This is a genomic window from Pseudomonas gozinkensis (genome assembly GCF_014863585.1).
In the GTDB taxonomy this organism is placed as follows: domain Bacteria; phylum Pseudomonadota; class Gammaproteobacteria; order Pseudomonadales; family Pseudomonadaceae; genus Aquipseudomonas; species Aquipseudomonas gozinkensis.
The window spans coordinates 850,661-865,197 of the sequence record NZ_CP062253.1 but is presented as its reverse complement, the minus strand read 5'-3'; the positions used below and the strand labels follow the sequence as shown (position 1 = coordinate 865,197).

At 60.8% G+C, this 14,537-nt stretch carries 10 protein-coding genes; 1 reads left to right on the top strand and 9 read right to left on the bottom strand.

The window, feature by feature from the left end:
- Positions 1 to 6: 6 nt before the first annotated feature.
- The 4 genes from IHQ43_RS03730 to IHQ43_RS03715 all read right to left on the bottom strand — a co-directional run bounded on the left by IHQ43_RS03730 (position 7) and on the right by IHQ43_RS03715 (position 6,709).
- On the bottom strand, positions 7 to 3,084 hold the full coding sequence (locus tag IHQ43_RS03730) for a MexW/MexI family multidrug efflux RND transporter permease subunit (RefSeq protein ID WP_192563419.1): 3,078 nt from the start codon (positions 3,082 to 3,084) through the stop codon (positions 7 to 9).
- On the bottom strand, positions 3,081 to 4,181 hold the full coding sequence (locus tag IHQ43_RS03725) for an efflux RND transporter periplasmic adaptor subunit (RefSeq protein WP_192563418.1): 1,101 nt from the start codon (positions 4,179 to 4,181) through the stop codon (positions 3,081 to 3,083). The genes IHQ43_RS03730 and IHQ43_RS03725 overlap by 4 nt, the downstream gene beginning before the upstream one ends.
- Positions 4,182 to 4,316: 135 nt before the next feature.
- Entirely contained in the window at positions 4,317 to 5,474 is a 1,158-nt protein-coding gene (locus IHQ43_RS03720; protein WP_192563417.1) for an acyl-CoA dehydrogenase family protein, read from the bottom strand.
- A 230-nt stretch (positions 5,475 to 5,704) separates the two neighbouring features.
- Positions 5,705 to 6,709: an NAD(P)-dependent oxidoreductase gene (locus tag IHQ43_RS03715; protein ID WP_279613368.1), complete on the bottom strand. Its 1,005-nt coding sequence runs from the start codon at positions 6,707 to 6,709 to the stop codon at positions 5,705 to 5,707.
- A gap of 26 nt (positions 6,710 to 6,735) precedes the next feature.
- On the opposite strand from IHQ43_RS03715, the gene IHQ43_RS03710 reads away from it, so the two are divergent.
- A complete protein-coding gene (locus tag IHQ43_RS03710) occupies positions 6,736 to 7,881 on the top strand; it encodes an LLM class flavin-dependent oxidoreductase (RefSeq protein WP_192563415.1) in 1,146 nt (381 codons plus the stop codon).
- 107 nt (positions 7,882 to 7,988) lie between these two features.
- Here the strand turns inward: IHQ43_RS03710 and rfbA are convergent, their stop codons facing one another.
- The 5 genes from rfbA to IHQ43_RS03685 are packed head-to-tail and all read right to left on the bottom strand — an operon-like array spanning position 7,989 to position 14,510.
- Positions 7,989 to 8,912 (bottom strand): glucose-1-phosphate thymidylyltransferase RfbA, encoded by a 924-nt coding sequence (gene rfbA, locus IHQ43_RS03705; RefSeq protein ID WP_192563414.1) that lies wholly within the window; start codon positions 8,910 to 8,912, stop codon positions 7,989 to 7,991.
- Between the two features lie 42 nt (positions 8,913 to 8,954).
- On the bottom strand, positions 8,955 to 10,037 hold the full coding sequence (gene rfbB / locus IHQ43_RS03700) for a dTDP-glucose 4,6-dehydratase (RefSeq protein WP_085746839.1): 1,083 nt from the start codon (positions 10,035 to 10,037) through the stop codon (positions 8,955 to 8,957).
- Positions 10,038 to 10,091: 54 nt separating this feature from the next.
- The gene (locus IHQ43_RS03695; protein WP_192563413.1) at positions 10,092 to 12,269 is read right to left on the bottom strand and encodes a prenyltransferase/squalene oxidase repeat-containing protein; all 2,178 of its coding nucleotides are present in this window, start codon (positions 12,267 to 12,269) and stop codon (positions 10,092 to 10,094) included.
- A gap of 22 nt (positions 12,270 to 12,291) precedes the next feature.
- The gene (locus tag IHQ43_RS03690; RefSeq protein WP_192563412.1) at positions 12,292 to 13,542 is read right to left on the bottom strand and encodes a glycosyltransferase family 28 protein; all 1,251 of its coding nucleotides are present in this window, start codon (positions 13,540 to 13,542) and stop codon (positions 12,292 to 12,294) included.
- Complete coding sequence (locus IHQ43_RS03685; RefSeq protein ID WP_192563411.1) at positions 13,539 to 14,510, bottom strand: acyltransferase; 972 nt, start codon at positions 14,508 to 14,510, stop codon at positions 13,539 to 13,541. Before IHQ43_RS03685 ends, IHQ43_RS03690 begins: the two co-directional genes overlap by 4 nt.
- Positions 14,511 to 14,537: the final 27 nt, after the last annotated feature.

The following is a 14,537-nucleotide window of genomic DNA, read 5'->3' as shown; positions in this document are numbered from 1 at the left end:
ACGTCCTCACAGGATGGGTTGCGGCACACCGGCCGGTTCGGCTTCGGGTGCGTGGCTCGGTTGCTTGATCGAACTGAGCAGCGTGTACACCGACGGCAGAATGAACAGGGTGAACAAGGTGCCGATCAGCATCCCCACCACAATCACCAGGCCCAGGCCGAAGCGGCTGTTGGCGCCGGCACCGCTGGCGAACAACAGCGGCGCGAGGCCGACCACCATCGCCGCGGTGGTCATCAGGATCGGCCGCAGACGAACCTGCGCGGCGTGCTGGATCGCTTGCACACGGTCCATGCCTTGCTGGCGCTGCAACTCGTTGGCGAACGCGACCATCAGGATCCCGTGCTTACTGATCAGACCGATCAGCGTGATCAGGCCGATCTGGGTGTAGATGTTCATCGAGGTCATGCCCAGCGCCAGTGGCACCAGGGCCCCGCAGATCGACAGCGGCACGCTGATCAGAATGATGAACGGGTCGCGGAAGCTCTCGTACTGCACGCTCAGCACCAGGTAGATGATCACCAGGGCCAGGCCGAAGGTGAACGCCAGGCTGTTGCCTTCCTGCACGTATTGGCGGGCGTCGGACTGCCAGTCGAAACTGAAGCCGGCCGGGAAGCCTTCCGATTGTTTTTGCAGGAAGCCCACCGCATCACCCAGGGTCACGCCTGGCGCCGGAATGGCCTGGAACGTGGCGGAGTTCTGCTGGTTGAACTGGGTCAGGCGATTCGGCTCGACCTTGACGCTGAGGGTGGCCAGCGTCGACAGCGGCACCGGATTGCCCTTCTGATCCTTCACGTAATACAGCTTCAGGGTTTCCGGGGTCAGGCGATCCGCCGACACCGACTGTGGGATCACGTCATAGGAACGGCCGTGGAACGAGAACCGGTTGACGTACTTCTCGCCGATCAGGCTGTTGAGCGTCTCGCCGATGTCCTGCATGCGGATGCCCAGGGCGTTGGCCTTGGCGCGGTCAACCTGGATTTCCACCACTGGATTGTTGAAGTCCAGATCGCTGTCGACCACCGCGAACAGGCCACTGGCTTGCGCCGCCTGCTTGAGCTGATCCATCACGTTGAACAGCGCCAGGTATTCCTGATCGCTACGGATCACCATCTGCACCGGCAGACCACCGGTAGAGCCCGGCAACGGCGGCATCTGGAACACGAAAATGCTCGTGCCTTCGATCTGGTTCACCCGCGCCTGCAAGTCAGGCTGGATGGTGTTGGCATCGCGGCCGCGTTTTTCCCAGTCCACCAGGTTGATCCCGCCGACGCTGTTGGACAGGCCGTCGGAACCGTTCGCCACCCAGTTGCTGTAACCCTCGGGGATTTCGTTGAAGGTCTTGTACAGCTCGTGTGCGTAGGCCTCGAGGTAATTCAGGTTGGCGTGCTGCGGTGCCTTGATCGCGGTCAGCAGGATGTTCTGGTCTTCCAGCGGCGCCAGTTCGGTCTGCGCCGAGCGATAGAGGAACGGCAGGCTGAAGAAAATCACCAGCGCCACGCTCAGGCTGATCCAGCGCCGCGCCAGCGAACCGCCGAGCAGCGCGCCATAACGACGGGACAGGTACTGGAAGAATCGATCTGCCTTGACCGCCATGAAGCCTTCGCTGGTTTTCGCGTCCAGCAGTCGGGTACTCATGATCGGCGACAGGGTCAGGGCGACGATGCCGGAAATCACCACGGCGCCCGCCAGGGTCAGTGCGAACTCCTTGAACAGCGTGCCGGTGAGGCCGCCCATCAAACCGATCGGCGCGTACACCGCCGCCAGGGTGAAGGTCATCGCCACCACCGGCCCGGCCACTTCACGGGCACCGATCAGTGCGGCGTCGAACGGCGTCTTGCCCTCTTCGATGTGACGGTGGACGTTTTCCACCACGACGATGGCGTCGTCCACCACCAACCCGATGGCGAGCACCATGGCAAGCAAGGTCAGCAGGTTGAGGCTGAAGCCGAACATCTGCATCAGCATCGCCGCGCCGAGCATCGACAGCGGAATGGTCACCAGCGGAATCAGCACGGTGCGGAACGTACCCAGGCACAGGTAAATCACCAGCACCACGATCACCAGCGCTTCGAGCAGGGTGTAGCTCACCTCGTCGATCGACGACTGAATGAAGTGCGCCACTTCGAACGGGATCTGCACGGTCACGCCCGGTGGCAGGGTTTCCTGGATCTGCGGCAGCAACTCGCGCACGCGTTTGACGATGACCAGCGGGTTGCCGGTCGGTGCGGCGTCCAGGCCGAGGAACAGCGCCGGCACATCGCTCATCGAGCCGCTGGTGTCGGTGGAGGCTGCGTTCAGTTCCACAGTGCCGACGTCACGCACACGGATGATGTGGCCGTTGTCGTTGCGCAGCACCATGTCGCGGAAATCTTCGACGCTGTTCAGGTCAGTGTTGACCCGAAGGTTGCTGACCACGTACAGGCCTTTGACCTGACCCGGAGCAGCCTGGAAGTTGTTGCCCTCGATGGCCGCCGACACGTCCTGCCCGGTCATGCCGTAGCCGGCCAGACGCTGCGGATCGAGCCACAGGCGCATGGACAGTTTCTGCTCGCCCATGATGTTGATCTTGGCCACGCCTTCAATGCCGGCGAACATCGGCTCGACGACACGGGAGATGTAGTCCGACATCTCCGGAATGGTCAGGTTGGAGCTGGCGAACGCAACGTAGGCCACGCTGGTAAAGCCGCCGGACGTGCGTTCCACCACCGGGTCGTAGGCGTCCTTCGGCAGGCGGTATTTGATCTGGTTGACCTTGGCCATGACCTCGGTCAGCGCCGCGATGGAGTCGCTGTTGAGCGCCATGCGAATCGTCACCTGGCTGCGGCCCTGGGTCGAGGTCGACGACAGATAGTCGATGCCTTCGACCGAGGCCACGGCCTGGCTGATCGGCTGCGTGACGAAGCCTTGCATCAGTTCCGAAGAGGCGCCGGGGTACTGGGTGGTGACCGTGATGGTCGACGTTTCCAGCATCGGGTACTGGCGGATCGGCAGGTTCATCAGCGCGCGCACCCCGAACAGCAGGATCAGCGTGCTGACCACCACGGCCAGCACCGGGCGGCGAAGAAAGAGGTCGGTGAAATTCATTTTTCCAGCCCACTGAGTTTGAGAGCAATCGTGTCCGGCACGCCTTCCACCGCCACGCCGTCGTGGAGCTTGAGCTGGCCGGACGTCACCACCTGCACGCCTTCGGTCAGGCCCTTGTCGACCACTGCCCAGCCATCGCGGCGCTCGCCGACCTTGATGCTTTCGCGCTTGACCTTCTGCACGCCGGCTTCGTCGGTGTAGACCGAGAACACACTCTCGCCGTAGGCGTTGTAGGTGATCGCGGTTTCCGGAATCAGCAGCTCGGCGGTCTGCGGCAGGGTCACCGAGACACGGGCGTACATGCCGGGACGCAGGCGTTTTTGCGTGTCGGTGATGACCGCTTGAACGTTGATGGTGTGGGACTGGTTGATCTGCGGATCGACCGCCACGATCTTGCCGGCGAAGGTCGCATCACCCCAGGCATCGACCTTGGCTTGTACGGTCTGGCCCAGTTGCACTTGCGAACCATCGCGCTCGGCGAGGGTGAAGTTGACGCGCAGCAGACCCGGATCGGTCAGGGTCGCCACCGCGCTGCCGGCTTGCAGGTATTGGCCCAGATGCGCCTGGCGAATGCCAAGGGTGCCGGCGAACGGCGCACGAATGTGGCGTTGAGCGATCTGCGCCTGCATGCGCTCCATGTCGCCTTTGGCCGCGTCGTATTGAGCGCGGGCACTGTCGAAGGCGCGGCGGCTTTCGGCGCCGGTCTTGGCCAGTTCCTGGACCCGGGCAAACTGCGCCTTGGCCGACTCGTACTCGCCTTTCAGGCGCACCAGTTCGCCTTGCTCCGGCGCATCGTTGAGCTTGAGCAGCACCTGCCCCGCCTTCACTTCATCGCCGGACTCGAAATCGATGTCCACCACTTTGCCGCTGACTTCAGCCGACACCAGCACCTGGCGCTGGGCTTCGAGTTTGCCGATGGCCTCAAGGTAGTAGGTGTACGGCTGCTTCTTGACCACGGCCAGACCGACCCGGGTGCTGGGGATCCGTTGCTCGGCCGCCGCCGGTGGCGGCGACCAGAAACGCCAGCCCAGTGCAGCGGATAACACCACCACAAGAACAATAAAGATCAGCGACTTGATAATATTTCGAGCAAGCATGTGGCACTCCCTTGACTCTTTTCTGCGAGCACAAAAGTTTGAGTTTTAAGAAAATAAAGGTGCAACTCAAGGCGGGCGCGTTATCGATCCCTGTGAACTTTCACTTGTAGACGCGCCCGCCTTATTTATCCGCTGTTAAGCCGCGGCCAGTACGTTGGTTTTATCCAGGTAGTACTTGCCGATACCGTGCAAGTTCAAAGGCGACAGGGTGAAGTGCTTCGAACCAGTGTGGATATCGCGGAAGCAGCGCTCCAGGAAGTGCGATTTGTAGACGGCTTTGGAACCGGCCATGGAGTAGATCTGGTTGACTGCATTGACCGAGTTTTCGGTCAACACCGAGGCTGCCAGACCGACACGGGCGCTGACCGGTTCGCCGATGGTTTCACCCCGGTTGATGACCTGGTGGATCGCATCTTCCAGCAGCAGTTGTGCGGTGTGTACCGAGGAGATGGCGCGGCCGGTCTTCTCGAAGATCACCCCTTCAAGACCCGGATCGGTGTTCACGGCGCGGTCATTGCGGAAATGATCGACCGCCGCCCGGGCCACGCCCAGCACGGTGGACATCGCGGCCAGGGTGCCGAACTCGTAGTAACCGGTGGCGTAGGCCCGGGAGCTGCGCGCTTCGGGAGATTGCTTGAGGGTTTCGACGTCCAGCGAGAAGGACTTGTGGACGATCACATTGGAGCACTGGAAGTGATGGCTGCCGGTGCCGCGCATGCCCAGCGTGTCCCAGGTCGGCAGGATGGTGCACTGGCTGGCCGGGACGAAGAACATCCGCACTTCGGGAGTGGTGTTGTTTTCGGTGCCTTTGACGGTGGCGGTGCAGACCAGCCAGTCGGCATGGGCCGAGCCACTGGCGAACGCCCATTTGCCGCTCAGCAGGTACTCGTCGCCCATCGGCAGCGCTTCGCCGCCGGAGTGGATGGCGCCGATCACAAAACCGTCGCAGTGGTTGTAGATCGCTTCGGAAGTGGCTTCCGGCAGGTAATCCGACAGGCGCCCCATCGCCACTTGCACCGCCAGCTGCCAGGACAGCGAGGCGTCAAACCGGGCGAATTCCAGCAGCAGGGCGGAGGTGGTCTGGATATCGACCTGGGACCCGCCGAACGCCTTGGACACCGAGGTGCGGCCAAAACCATCCTTGAAGAATCGGGACATCACATCCTTGTGCGTCGCATTTGTCTGCTCGCTGTAATCGCGGTGCTGAATAATCAGCGGATTCAGTGCACGCACCTTCTCGAGCCATTCATTGGATTCGGAGGGAAGGCTGTTCCATTGCATTAGATTTTTCATAACGGCTCCTAGCTATTATTTATTTACGATCAGCAGACGAAAAAACAGACAGAACTTTTTATTGTTGTTAAACCCCGATAAAAATGTACGTCTACAGTCGTACATTTTACAAGCACTATTATCAGATTTCTTTCATTTCCCAATAAAAGAGCAATCACTGTCCGACAATAACGCAAGGTGCAAGAGGCCAACGTAACTTGCGCACAAGTTACGCTGCTTGAATCTTTTGATTAGTTCACGCCGGCGCGTCGGTCACTGACTTTCGACAGTGACGCCCAGTCCTGATCGGCCTGACCATGGGCCATGCCGTCCAGCAGGTTGTCCTTCAACACGCTCGCAAACGGAAGCGGCACCTGCGCCGCTTCACCGGCTTCCAGCGCCAGGCGTACATCCTTGAGACCCAGCGACAATTTGAAACCGGCCGGCTCGAATGTTTCATCGACCATCAGCTTGCCGTAGCCCTGATAGACCGGTACGGCGAACAGGGTCGAGGTGATCATCTCGATGAACGCCTCACGACTGATGCCGTAACCGCCGGCCAGGGTCGAGGCTTCGGCCATGGACTCGATTGCCGAGGCGATCATCAGGTTGGCCGACAGTTTGGCAGCACAGGCCACCTCGGCCGTGTCGCCGAGCGTCCAGGTCTTGCGCCCCAGCACGTCGAACAGCGGCTGTACCCGGGCCAGTGCTTCGGCCGGCCCGGAGGCGAGAATGTTCAGATTGCCGGCGGCCGCCACATCGACCCGCCCCAGCACCGGTGCCGACACGTAACCGACGCCGCATGCTTCATGCACAGCCGCCAGTTCCCTGGCCAGCGCCACGGACACCGTGGACATGTTGACGTGAACGCTGCCGGCCTGCAGACCGTCCAGCGCCTTGGCGTCGAAGAACACCGAGCGGATTGCCGTGTCATCGCCGAGCATCGAAATCAGCACCTCGGCCTGCGCCGCCAGTGCCGGTGTCTCGACTGGTTCGGCGCCGGCCTTGGCCAGTGCTTCCAGCGGTGCCGACGAACGATTCCACACGCGGACCCGATGCCCGGCTTTCAGCAGGTTCAGCACAATCGGTGCGCCCATCGTGCCCAGACCGATAAATCCCAGTTCCATGTCGCGCTCCTCTCTCGATGAGGTCTTCAAATCCGTTTGGACGATGATCCAGAATTGCGATTGTACGTGTACAGGCGTACATTTCAAGTGCCGCGATGATTCATTCTTCGCGGCAAGGGTTTCAAACACACCTTTACCCAAGGCAAGGAGGCTTTATGCAATTCGGGATCTACACCGTTGGCGACGTCACACAAGACCCGACCAACGCCCGTACCCCCAGCGAATCCGAGCGCATCCAGGCCACCCTGCAAATTGCGCAGAAGGCCGAAGACATCGGACTGGATGTGTTCGCCACCGGCGAGCACCACAATCCTCCGTTCATCACCTCCTCTCCCACCACGCTGCTGGCCTACATCGCAGCCAAGACCGAACGCATCATTCTCTCGACGTCCACCACCCTGATCAGCACCAATGATCCGGTGCGCCTGGCCGAAGAATATTCGCTGCTGCAGAACCTCTGCGGCGGCCGCATGGACCTGATGCTCGGCCGGGGCAACACCGCGCCGGTCTATCCCTGGTTCGGCAAGAGCATCGCCGACGGTCTGCCCCTGGCGATGGAAAACTATCGCCTGCTGCACCGGCTCTGGCGCGAAGAAGACCTCAACTGGAGCGGACGCTTTCGCACGCCGCTGAAAAACTTCACCTCGATCCCGAGGCCCCTCGATGACCTGCCGCCCTTCGTCTGGCACGGCTCGATCCGCACCCCGGAAATCGCCGAGCAGGCCGCGTATTACGGCGACGGCTTTTTTGCCAGCCACATCCTCTGGCCCCGTGAGCACTTCATGGCGCTGGTCGAGTTCTACCGCGCGCGGTTTGCCCATTACGGTCACGGCACACCGGAGCAGGCGATCGTCGGTCTCGGCGGGCACATTTTCATGCGTCGCAACTCGCAGGATGCGCGCCGTGAATTCCGTCCCTACTTCGACAACGCCCCGGTGTATGGCCATGGCCCGTCCCTGGAAGAGTTCATGGAAATGACCCCGCTGGCCGTCGGCAGCCCTCAGGAAATCATCGACAAGACCCTGACCTTCCGCGAGTACTTCGGCGACTATCAGCGCCAGCTGTTCCTGTTCGACCATGGCGGCATTCCGCTGAAAACCGTGCTGGAACAACTCGACATGTTCGGCAAGGAAGTGTTGCCGGTGCTGCGTGAAGAAACCCGCAAACGCCGCTCGCCGCTGGCGGCCGAAGCGCCGACTCACGCCAATCGCCTGACCCGTTTGCACGACTTGCAAACGCCACCTGCCGATCCGCGCTCCGATGTGAAGGCCCGACGACACGATAGCGTGACCGGCCACTGAACCTGTGGGAGCGAGCTTGCTCGCGAAGGGGCCCTTACGTTCAACAACATAGTTGACTGATGAATCCCTTTCGCGAGCAAGCTCGCTCCCACAAGATCTCGAAACGGTCAGGCAGCGCCTTTCAACGGGCGCTGCCCGTCCATCGACACCACCACATCATCGTTGATCAAACGGGCCAGATATTGACCGTAACCGGTCTTGCTCATGCTGCCTGCGTGCACCAGCAATTGCGCGTCGTCGATCCAGCCCTTGTTGTAGGCGATCTCTTCGAGGCAGGCGATTTTCAGGCCCTGGCGTTTCTCGATGGCCTGCACGAAATTGCCGGCTTCCATCAACGCGTCGTGGGTGCCGGTATCCAGCCACGCCATGCCACGACCCATCACCGACACGTTCAGTTTTCCGCGTTGCAGATAGACGTTGTTGACGTCGGTGATCTCCAGCTCGCCGCGCGGCGACGGCTTGATGTCGGCGGCAATCTGCAGCACTTCGTTGTCGTAGAAATACAGGCCGGTGACGGCGTAGTTCGACTTCGGATCGCTCGGTTTTTCGCAGATGCTCAGGGCCTTGCCGGCAGCATCGAATTCCACCACGCCAAAGCGCTCGGGATCGGACACGTAGTAGCCGAACACTGTCGCGCCTTCATCACGCGCCGCCGCTTGCAGCAGGGTTTCACCGAAACCGGCGCCGTAGAAAATGTTGTCGCCCAGCACCAGGCAGACGTTGTCTGCACCGACGAACTCGCGACCGATGATGAACGCCTGGGCGAGGCCGTCCGGGCTTGGCTGTACCGCGTAACTCAGCTTCAGGCCCAACTGGCTGCCGTCGCCAAGCATACGCTGGAAGCCCGGCAGATCTTCCGGGGTGGAGATGATCAGGATCTCGCGGATTTCCGCCAGCATCAGCACCGACAGCGGGTAGTAGATCATCGGTTTGTCATACACCGGCAGCGACTGTTTCGAGACGCCCAGGGTGATCGGGTGCAGACGCGAACCGGCGCCGCCCGCCAGCAGAATTCCTTTGTACTTGGCCATGCTTTTTTCCTTTCAAGCAGTGAGAGTTGAATGACTGAATGTTCAGGCCACGAGGGCTTCGTCGCGTTGCTCGCCGAGGCGCTCCAGCGCGTAGGCACCGGACATCACCCGCACCCACCAGGCGCGGTTATCCAGATACCAGTCGACGGTTTTCTGCATGCCGCTTTCGAAAGTTTCCTGCGGCGTCCAGCCCAGCGTCGCGTGGATTTTTCCGGCATCGACGGCGTAGCGTTTGTCGTGGCCCGGACGATCCTTGACGAAGGTGATCAGATCGCGGAAGTGCGCGACGCCTGCCGGTTTTTCCGCACCGCGCGCCTCGAGCAGGTCGCACAGGGTGTGCACCACTTCCAGGTTGGTCTTCTCGTTGTGGCCGCCGATGTTGTAGGTCTGCCCGACCTCACCGCGCGTGACCACCGCATACAGCGCACGGGCGTGATCCTCGACAAACAACCAGTCGCGAATCTGCGCGCCATCGCCGTACACCGGCAGCGGCTTGCCTTGCAGCGCATTGAGAATGACGTGGGGAATCAGTTTTTCCGGGAAGTGGTACGGCCCGTAATTGTTCGAGCAATTGCTCATCACCACCGGCAGGCCGAAGGTGCGATGCCAGGCGCGAACCAGATGATCGGAACCGGCCTTGGTCGCCGAATACGGCGAACTTGGCGCATACGGCGTGCGCTCGGTGAACGCCGGATCTTCAGGCTCCAGGTCGCCATACACTTCGTCGGTGGAAATGTGATGGAAACGGAACGCCGCCTGACGCGCCGCGTCCAGTCGGTTCCAGTAACCACGTGCCGCTTCGAGCATGGTGTAAGTGCCGACGATGTTGGTTTCGATGAAGGCCTGCGGGCCATCGATCGAGCGGTCGACATGGGACTCGGCGGCCAGGTGCATCACCGCATCCGGTTGCAGGCGCGCGAACAGTTCGTCCAGCGCCGGCTTGTCGCAGATGTCGACCTGGCAGAACCGGTAACGCGGCGAGTCGGACACATCGGCCAGCGATTCAAGGTTGCCGGCGTAGGTCAGTTTGTCGACGTTGATCACTTCACATTCGGTCTCTTCAATCAGAAACCGCACCACGGCCGAACCGATGAAGCCCGCGCCCCCTGTCACTAAAATTTTCATCAGCGCCTCCCCTGGCAAAATGATGATTTAACGTCCTTCGATGCTGTGTACAGGTCAGTTCAACAACGCCACCCAGTATGGCGACAGCCCTTGTTCGAGGATCAGCAATGTCTGGATGCAGACGAAGCTTTCGTCGGTGGTCGCCGAGGTCGCATTGAGTGGGCCGAAACCTCCGTCCTGCTTCTGATGGGAAGCGATCCAGTCTTTCGATTCCTGCAAATACGTCGGCTGTGCGTCGAGCAGAAACATTGCCGCGATAGCCATGTAAGTACCCACCAGGCTGACCGCTTTGCCCGGCCGGTAATGGAACGAGCCGTTGGCCAGTTGCAGGCTCTGCAGCCAGGCGACGGTCTGTTCGGCATCAACGATGCGGCGGTTGAGAATGAACAGCGTGGACATCACGCGGTACACCGAAAACGCGTCCGGCGGATAACCCGGCTTGTTGGCGAAACCGCCGTCGGCGGAGCGGCAGCGCAAGGCAAACGCCATCACGCCCTGCTCGTCCGGCGCCTTGGCTTCAAGCGCATGCAGCGACAACACCGCCAGATTGGTGTGCCAGATATCCGAGCCGAAACCCGGCACATCGCCAAATCCGCCATCGGGGTTCTGACACGCTTGCAGGTAACGCACGCAACCGCCGATATCGTTCGGCAGCGCGCCCAACACTCGCAGCGACAGCACCGCGCAGTAGGTCGCGAACACGTCGCTCAGATGCCCCGGTTGCTCGGCGAATCCGCCGTCGGTGTTTTGCGAGGCCCTGATGCAGTCGATCAGGCTGGCCTTGTTTTCGATTTGCAGGCCCAGTGCGTGCAAGTCCGAGATCACGTGCAGCCCGGAGAACACCTGCCAGGTCTTGTCGGCGCGAAAACCCAGCGGCGCGGTTTCGGCGGTCAGCCCGTAAGGCGTTTCGTTCGATGCCCGGGCCTTGGCCAGCCATGCCAGATAACGCTGCAGATCGACATTGATGGTCGGCACACCATTCGGGTGAATGCGTTGCACATCACCACCGCCATCGATCACTTGCAGCTCACGGTTGACCAACGCTGCATCGTCGTGATGAGTAACGACAGCGGCTGGCTCGATGGACTGCAAGGCGTGGGCGGCGGCGAGCTGGGTTTTCAGACTTTTCAGGTGCAGCGGCAGGTACGTCAGGTTGCCGATACTGAAAATCCCCGGCTGACGCGGTGGAGCCCAGAACTGCCGAATGAACGGCACGGTCGGGTCATCCGGGGTCGACCAGAAATAGCCCTTGCCCATGAACAAACCGCCATTGCGGGCGTCATGAAATTCCAGCAACGCCGCTGTCACCGAAGCCCTGTCGGCTTCGCTCGCGCCGGACGGCAACGCCTGAATCGCCTGCAACAGTAACGCCACGTCGTAGGCAGTCTTGATCGGGAATGGCGACTCGTGATGCTTGTACGAGGTGTGCCAGTCGCAACGCACTTTGCCGTTGATCCCGACCCGATCCCAGTACCCGCCGTACGCCGGATCGCGGAACAGCGCCAGGGTTTGCAGCAGGAACGAACGAGCCAGATTCGACAACGCATTGTCATCGCGCGCATCAGCCAGTTGCGCCAGCACCAGGCTGACCTGCGCACGCACACCGCAACGTGTGAGCGCCACATCGACACAGGATTGGCTGTCGCTGCCGGCCACCCGGCCGATCAGGTTCTCTGCATGAATCTGCAAGTGCCCGACCAAGTCAAGACCCAACGGCTGATTGTCGATACGCGCCAGCAAGGCTGTGGCGCTGATGTCGAGATCAATCGAAGTCGCCAGCTCCAGGGGCGTCGACCAGTCGCTGCTGTACAGGCCGGCGACCGTGGAACGGGCGTAGAGTGCTTCGACCTTTTCCAGCAGGCCGTGGATCGCGGCGTTGCTCGCCGCGTCCTGCGGCACCCGGCGCTGATAGGCAATCAGTGACGCCAGCGCATCCAGTTGCAGCGCCAGCGTGCGGCAACGTCCGGAGCCGTGCGGCGTCCAGTAACGGTCCGCGAGCTCGTGGAAACCGCCATTCGACGCATCATGCAAACGCATCAGCCCGTCATGGGCAAAACGCAGTTCGACATCGTCGCCGTGCTCGGCCTGATAGAGCGTCGCGGCGACCTGATCCTGCAACTGCTTGTCGCTGGAAATCGCAACCTCGCCACTGGCATCGGTCACGGCGAAAAAACCGCCGTGGTCGATGTCCTTGAGGCCTTGATCAAATAGAAACTGCGGATGCAGTGACATGGTGAATCCCTCTTCCTTGAGGTTAAGCGGCTTTGCTTTCGGTCAGCGATACAACGCTGCCCTGGCACAACTCGATGATGCGCGTCGCGGCGCGGGCGGCACCTTCGCCATCGGGCGCGGCCACTTGCTGATGCGGTGCGTAGTAGGTCGAAGCGTCGGTGTCTTTTTCCAGTTCGCCCTGGATCAGCTCGACGATACGATCTCGGTCGTACCCGATATGTGTCGGGAAGCCCAGCAACTCCAGACGACGCAAAGCTTCCAGTTCGTGGTATTCGGACTTGGACGACAACAGGAACAGGGTGGGAATGTTCATCGCCGCAATTTCGGTCACAGTGATCCAGCCCGGTGCCGAAATCAGCAGGCTTGATTCGCGCAGCAGCCCCATCCAGTCCGGGTAATACGGTACACACACCACACCGTCCTGCTCTTCGATGTCCTTGCGACCCAGCAACACCATTTTCAGCTCAGGATTGCGTTCGCGCAGGATTCGGAAACTGTCCAGATAAGCAGCGAGCAAGGCGTCCTTGTTCTCTGCAAACATGGTCGTGCCGCTGATAGAGGCGACAATGAACGGCGCGTCACCCAGGTTCAGTTGCTCACGCACGTTCAAGCCGCTCTGCACGGTGATGTCGCGAATCATCGGTCCGACAAAATGCGCCTTGCCGCTGGCCAGTGCCTCGGCCACCGGGGTGCCTTGGTCAAGGGAAGGAATGAAGGGTTTGTCGGTCAGCACCAATTGCGCCTGGCTGATCATCCAGCTGAACTGACTGTGCAGCGCCGTTCGAGCCCGGGACATCTCCAGCGCATTCACCTCGAAACCGCCCTCGGCCAGGTCGTGATCCTGCAATTGGCAAAGTGTGAAGTCATAACGCTCGGTCACGAACACCAGCGGTGTGCCCGTGAAAATCGCTGCAAGGCAGGCTGCCATGTTGTAGTCCGACACCAGCACGCTTGGCTTGTGCTCGGCGATCAGCGCCAGATAAGACAGGATTCGCTCGCCAGACAGGAAAGTAGTCGCAATATAACTGCCAATATAAGTGGCCCAATCGAGCTGTTTCGACAAGTTGCTCTTTTTCGAGTAGTCGACCAGTCGCCCGGCAATATCCACGACTTCAATTCCGGATTTTTCGAACAAAGGGGTAAATGTCGGTTGCAAGGAAGCCAGCGCGACCGTCAATGGCATATCCGGACGCTGTTTCTTGATCGCCTGAGCGATGGACAGCACGCGCATGTTGTGGCCGGAACCGGTTGGGTTAGGGGCAAATAAAATCATTCTTGAATCTCCATTAGTTGAACAACGCCATGAACCACAGTGTTTTCCAATACATCCCTTATAACCACCGAATACGGTTTGATAACGGCACCGTCACCGATATTCAGTGGACCTGCCAAGATGGCGCCCTCGCCAATAACGCAACGACTTCCAATGCGCACCGGTGCCTCCTCCCAAGGCAGTGAGCGAAAAGAATGATCATGAGTAGAGGCAACGATGGTGACCCCCTCGGACAACTCGCTGAAGGCACCAACGGATACACCGCCGGCCGCCTCGATAACCACACCGGCAGCCAGCCGCACGCCAGTTCCCAGTTCGATACCGCCCAGTTGCGACATGCCGCCCTGACGGTTGCTGCGCCCGATCAGAATGCAGTCCCGGGCGATTTCCACCGACGCCCCGCCGCGCAATTCGGCATCGATCAAGGCTTCGTCGCTGATGTCCCAGGTGAGGGTGTCGGGGTTCAGCGACTTGAGCCGCGCGACCGACTGCGTGGACCGATCGAGCATCGACGGCAAGCCTTGACGCGCCCGGTCCCGGACTTTGGCCAGCACTGGCTCGGGGCTCGGACGGCCGTCTTCGACCACCGTGCGCTGGGCAATGACCCGCGCCGGGCGGCCGACGACGATCGCGTCCGGCGGCACATCGGCAGTCACCAGCGCACCAGCCGCCACCACAGCCCCTGCACCTATGGAAATACCGGCAGCCACGGTGGCCTTGGCGCCCACCCAGACGTTTTCGGCAATTCGAACTGGCGACTGCGCAGTCCCCAGGCACTGTGCGCCAGTGGCGAACATGCTGGACTTGCCGATAGAGGCGAACTGCAAATCGCACCTGAAACCGATAAAGCAGTCATCGCTGACCTGCACATTTGTCAGGCGGCTGCCGGCACGCACCCAGACGTGCCGGCCAAGTTCACTCGCACTATCAACAATCGTCGAAATTTCAATTACGTTTATGTCGTCCACAATAAAGCCTCATTCCATTGATGCCGG

What these genes read in the sequence shown, in the direction of transcription:
- IHQ43_RS03730 (WP_192563419.1), bottom strand. Translation starts at nt 3,084, where the DNA reads ATGAATTTCACCGACCTCTTTCTTCGCCGCCCGGTGCTGGCCGTGGTG.
- IHQ43_RS03725 (WP_192563418.1), bottom strand. Translation starts at nt 4,181, where the DNA reads ATGCTTGCTCGAAATATTATCAAGTCGCTGATCTTTATTGTTCTTGTG.
- IHQ43_RS03720 (WP_192563417.1), bottom strand. Translation starts at nt 5,474, where the DNA reads ATGAAAAATCTAATGCAATGGAACAGCCTTCCCTCCGAATCCAATGAA.
- IHQ43_RS03710 (WP_192563415.1), top strand. Translation starts at nt 6,736, where the DNA reads ATGCAATTCGGGATCTACACCGTTGGCGACGTCACACAAGACCCGACC.
- rfbA (WP_192563414.1), bottom strand. Translation starts at nt 8,912, where the DNA reads ATGGCCAAGTACAAAGGAATTCTGCTGGCGGGCGGCGCCGGTTCGCGT.
- rfbB (WP_085746839.1), bottom strand. Translation starts at nt 10,037, where the DNA reads ATGAAAATTTTAGTGACAGGGGGCGCGGGCTTCATCGGTTCGGCCGTG.
- IHQ43_RS03695 (WP_192563413.1), bottom strand. Translation starts at nt 12,269, where the DNA reads ATGTCACTGCATCCGCAGTTTCTATTTGATCAAGGCCTCAAGGACATC.
- IHQ43_RS03690 (WP_192563412.1), bottom strand. Translation starts at nt 13,542, where the DNA reads ATGATTTTATTTGCCCCTAACCCAACCGGTTCCGGCCACAACATGCGC.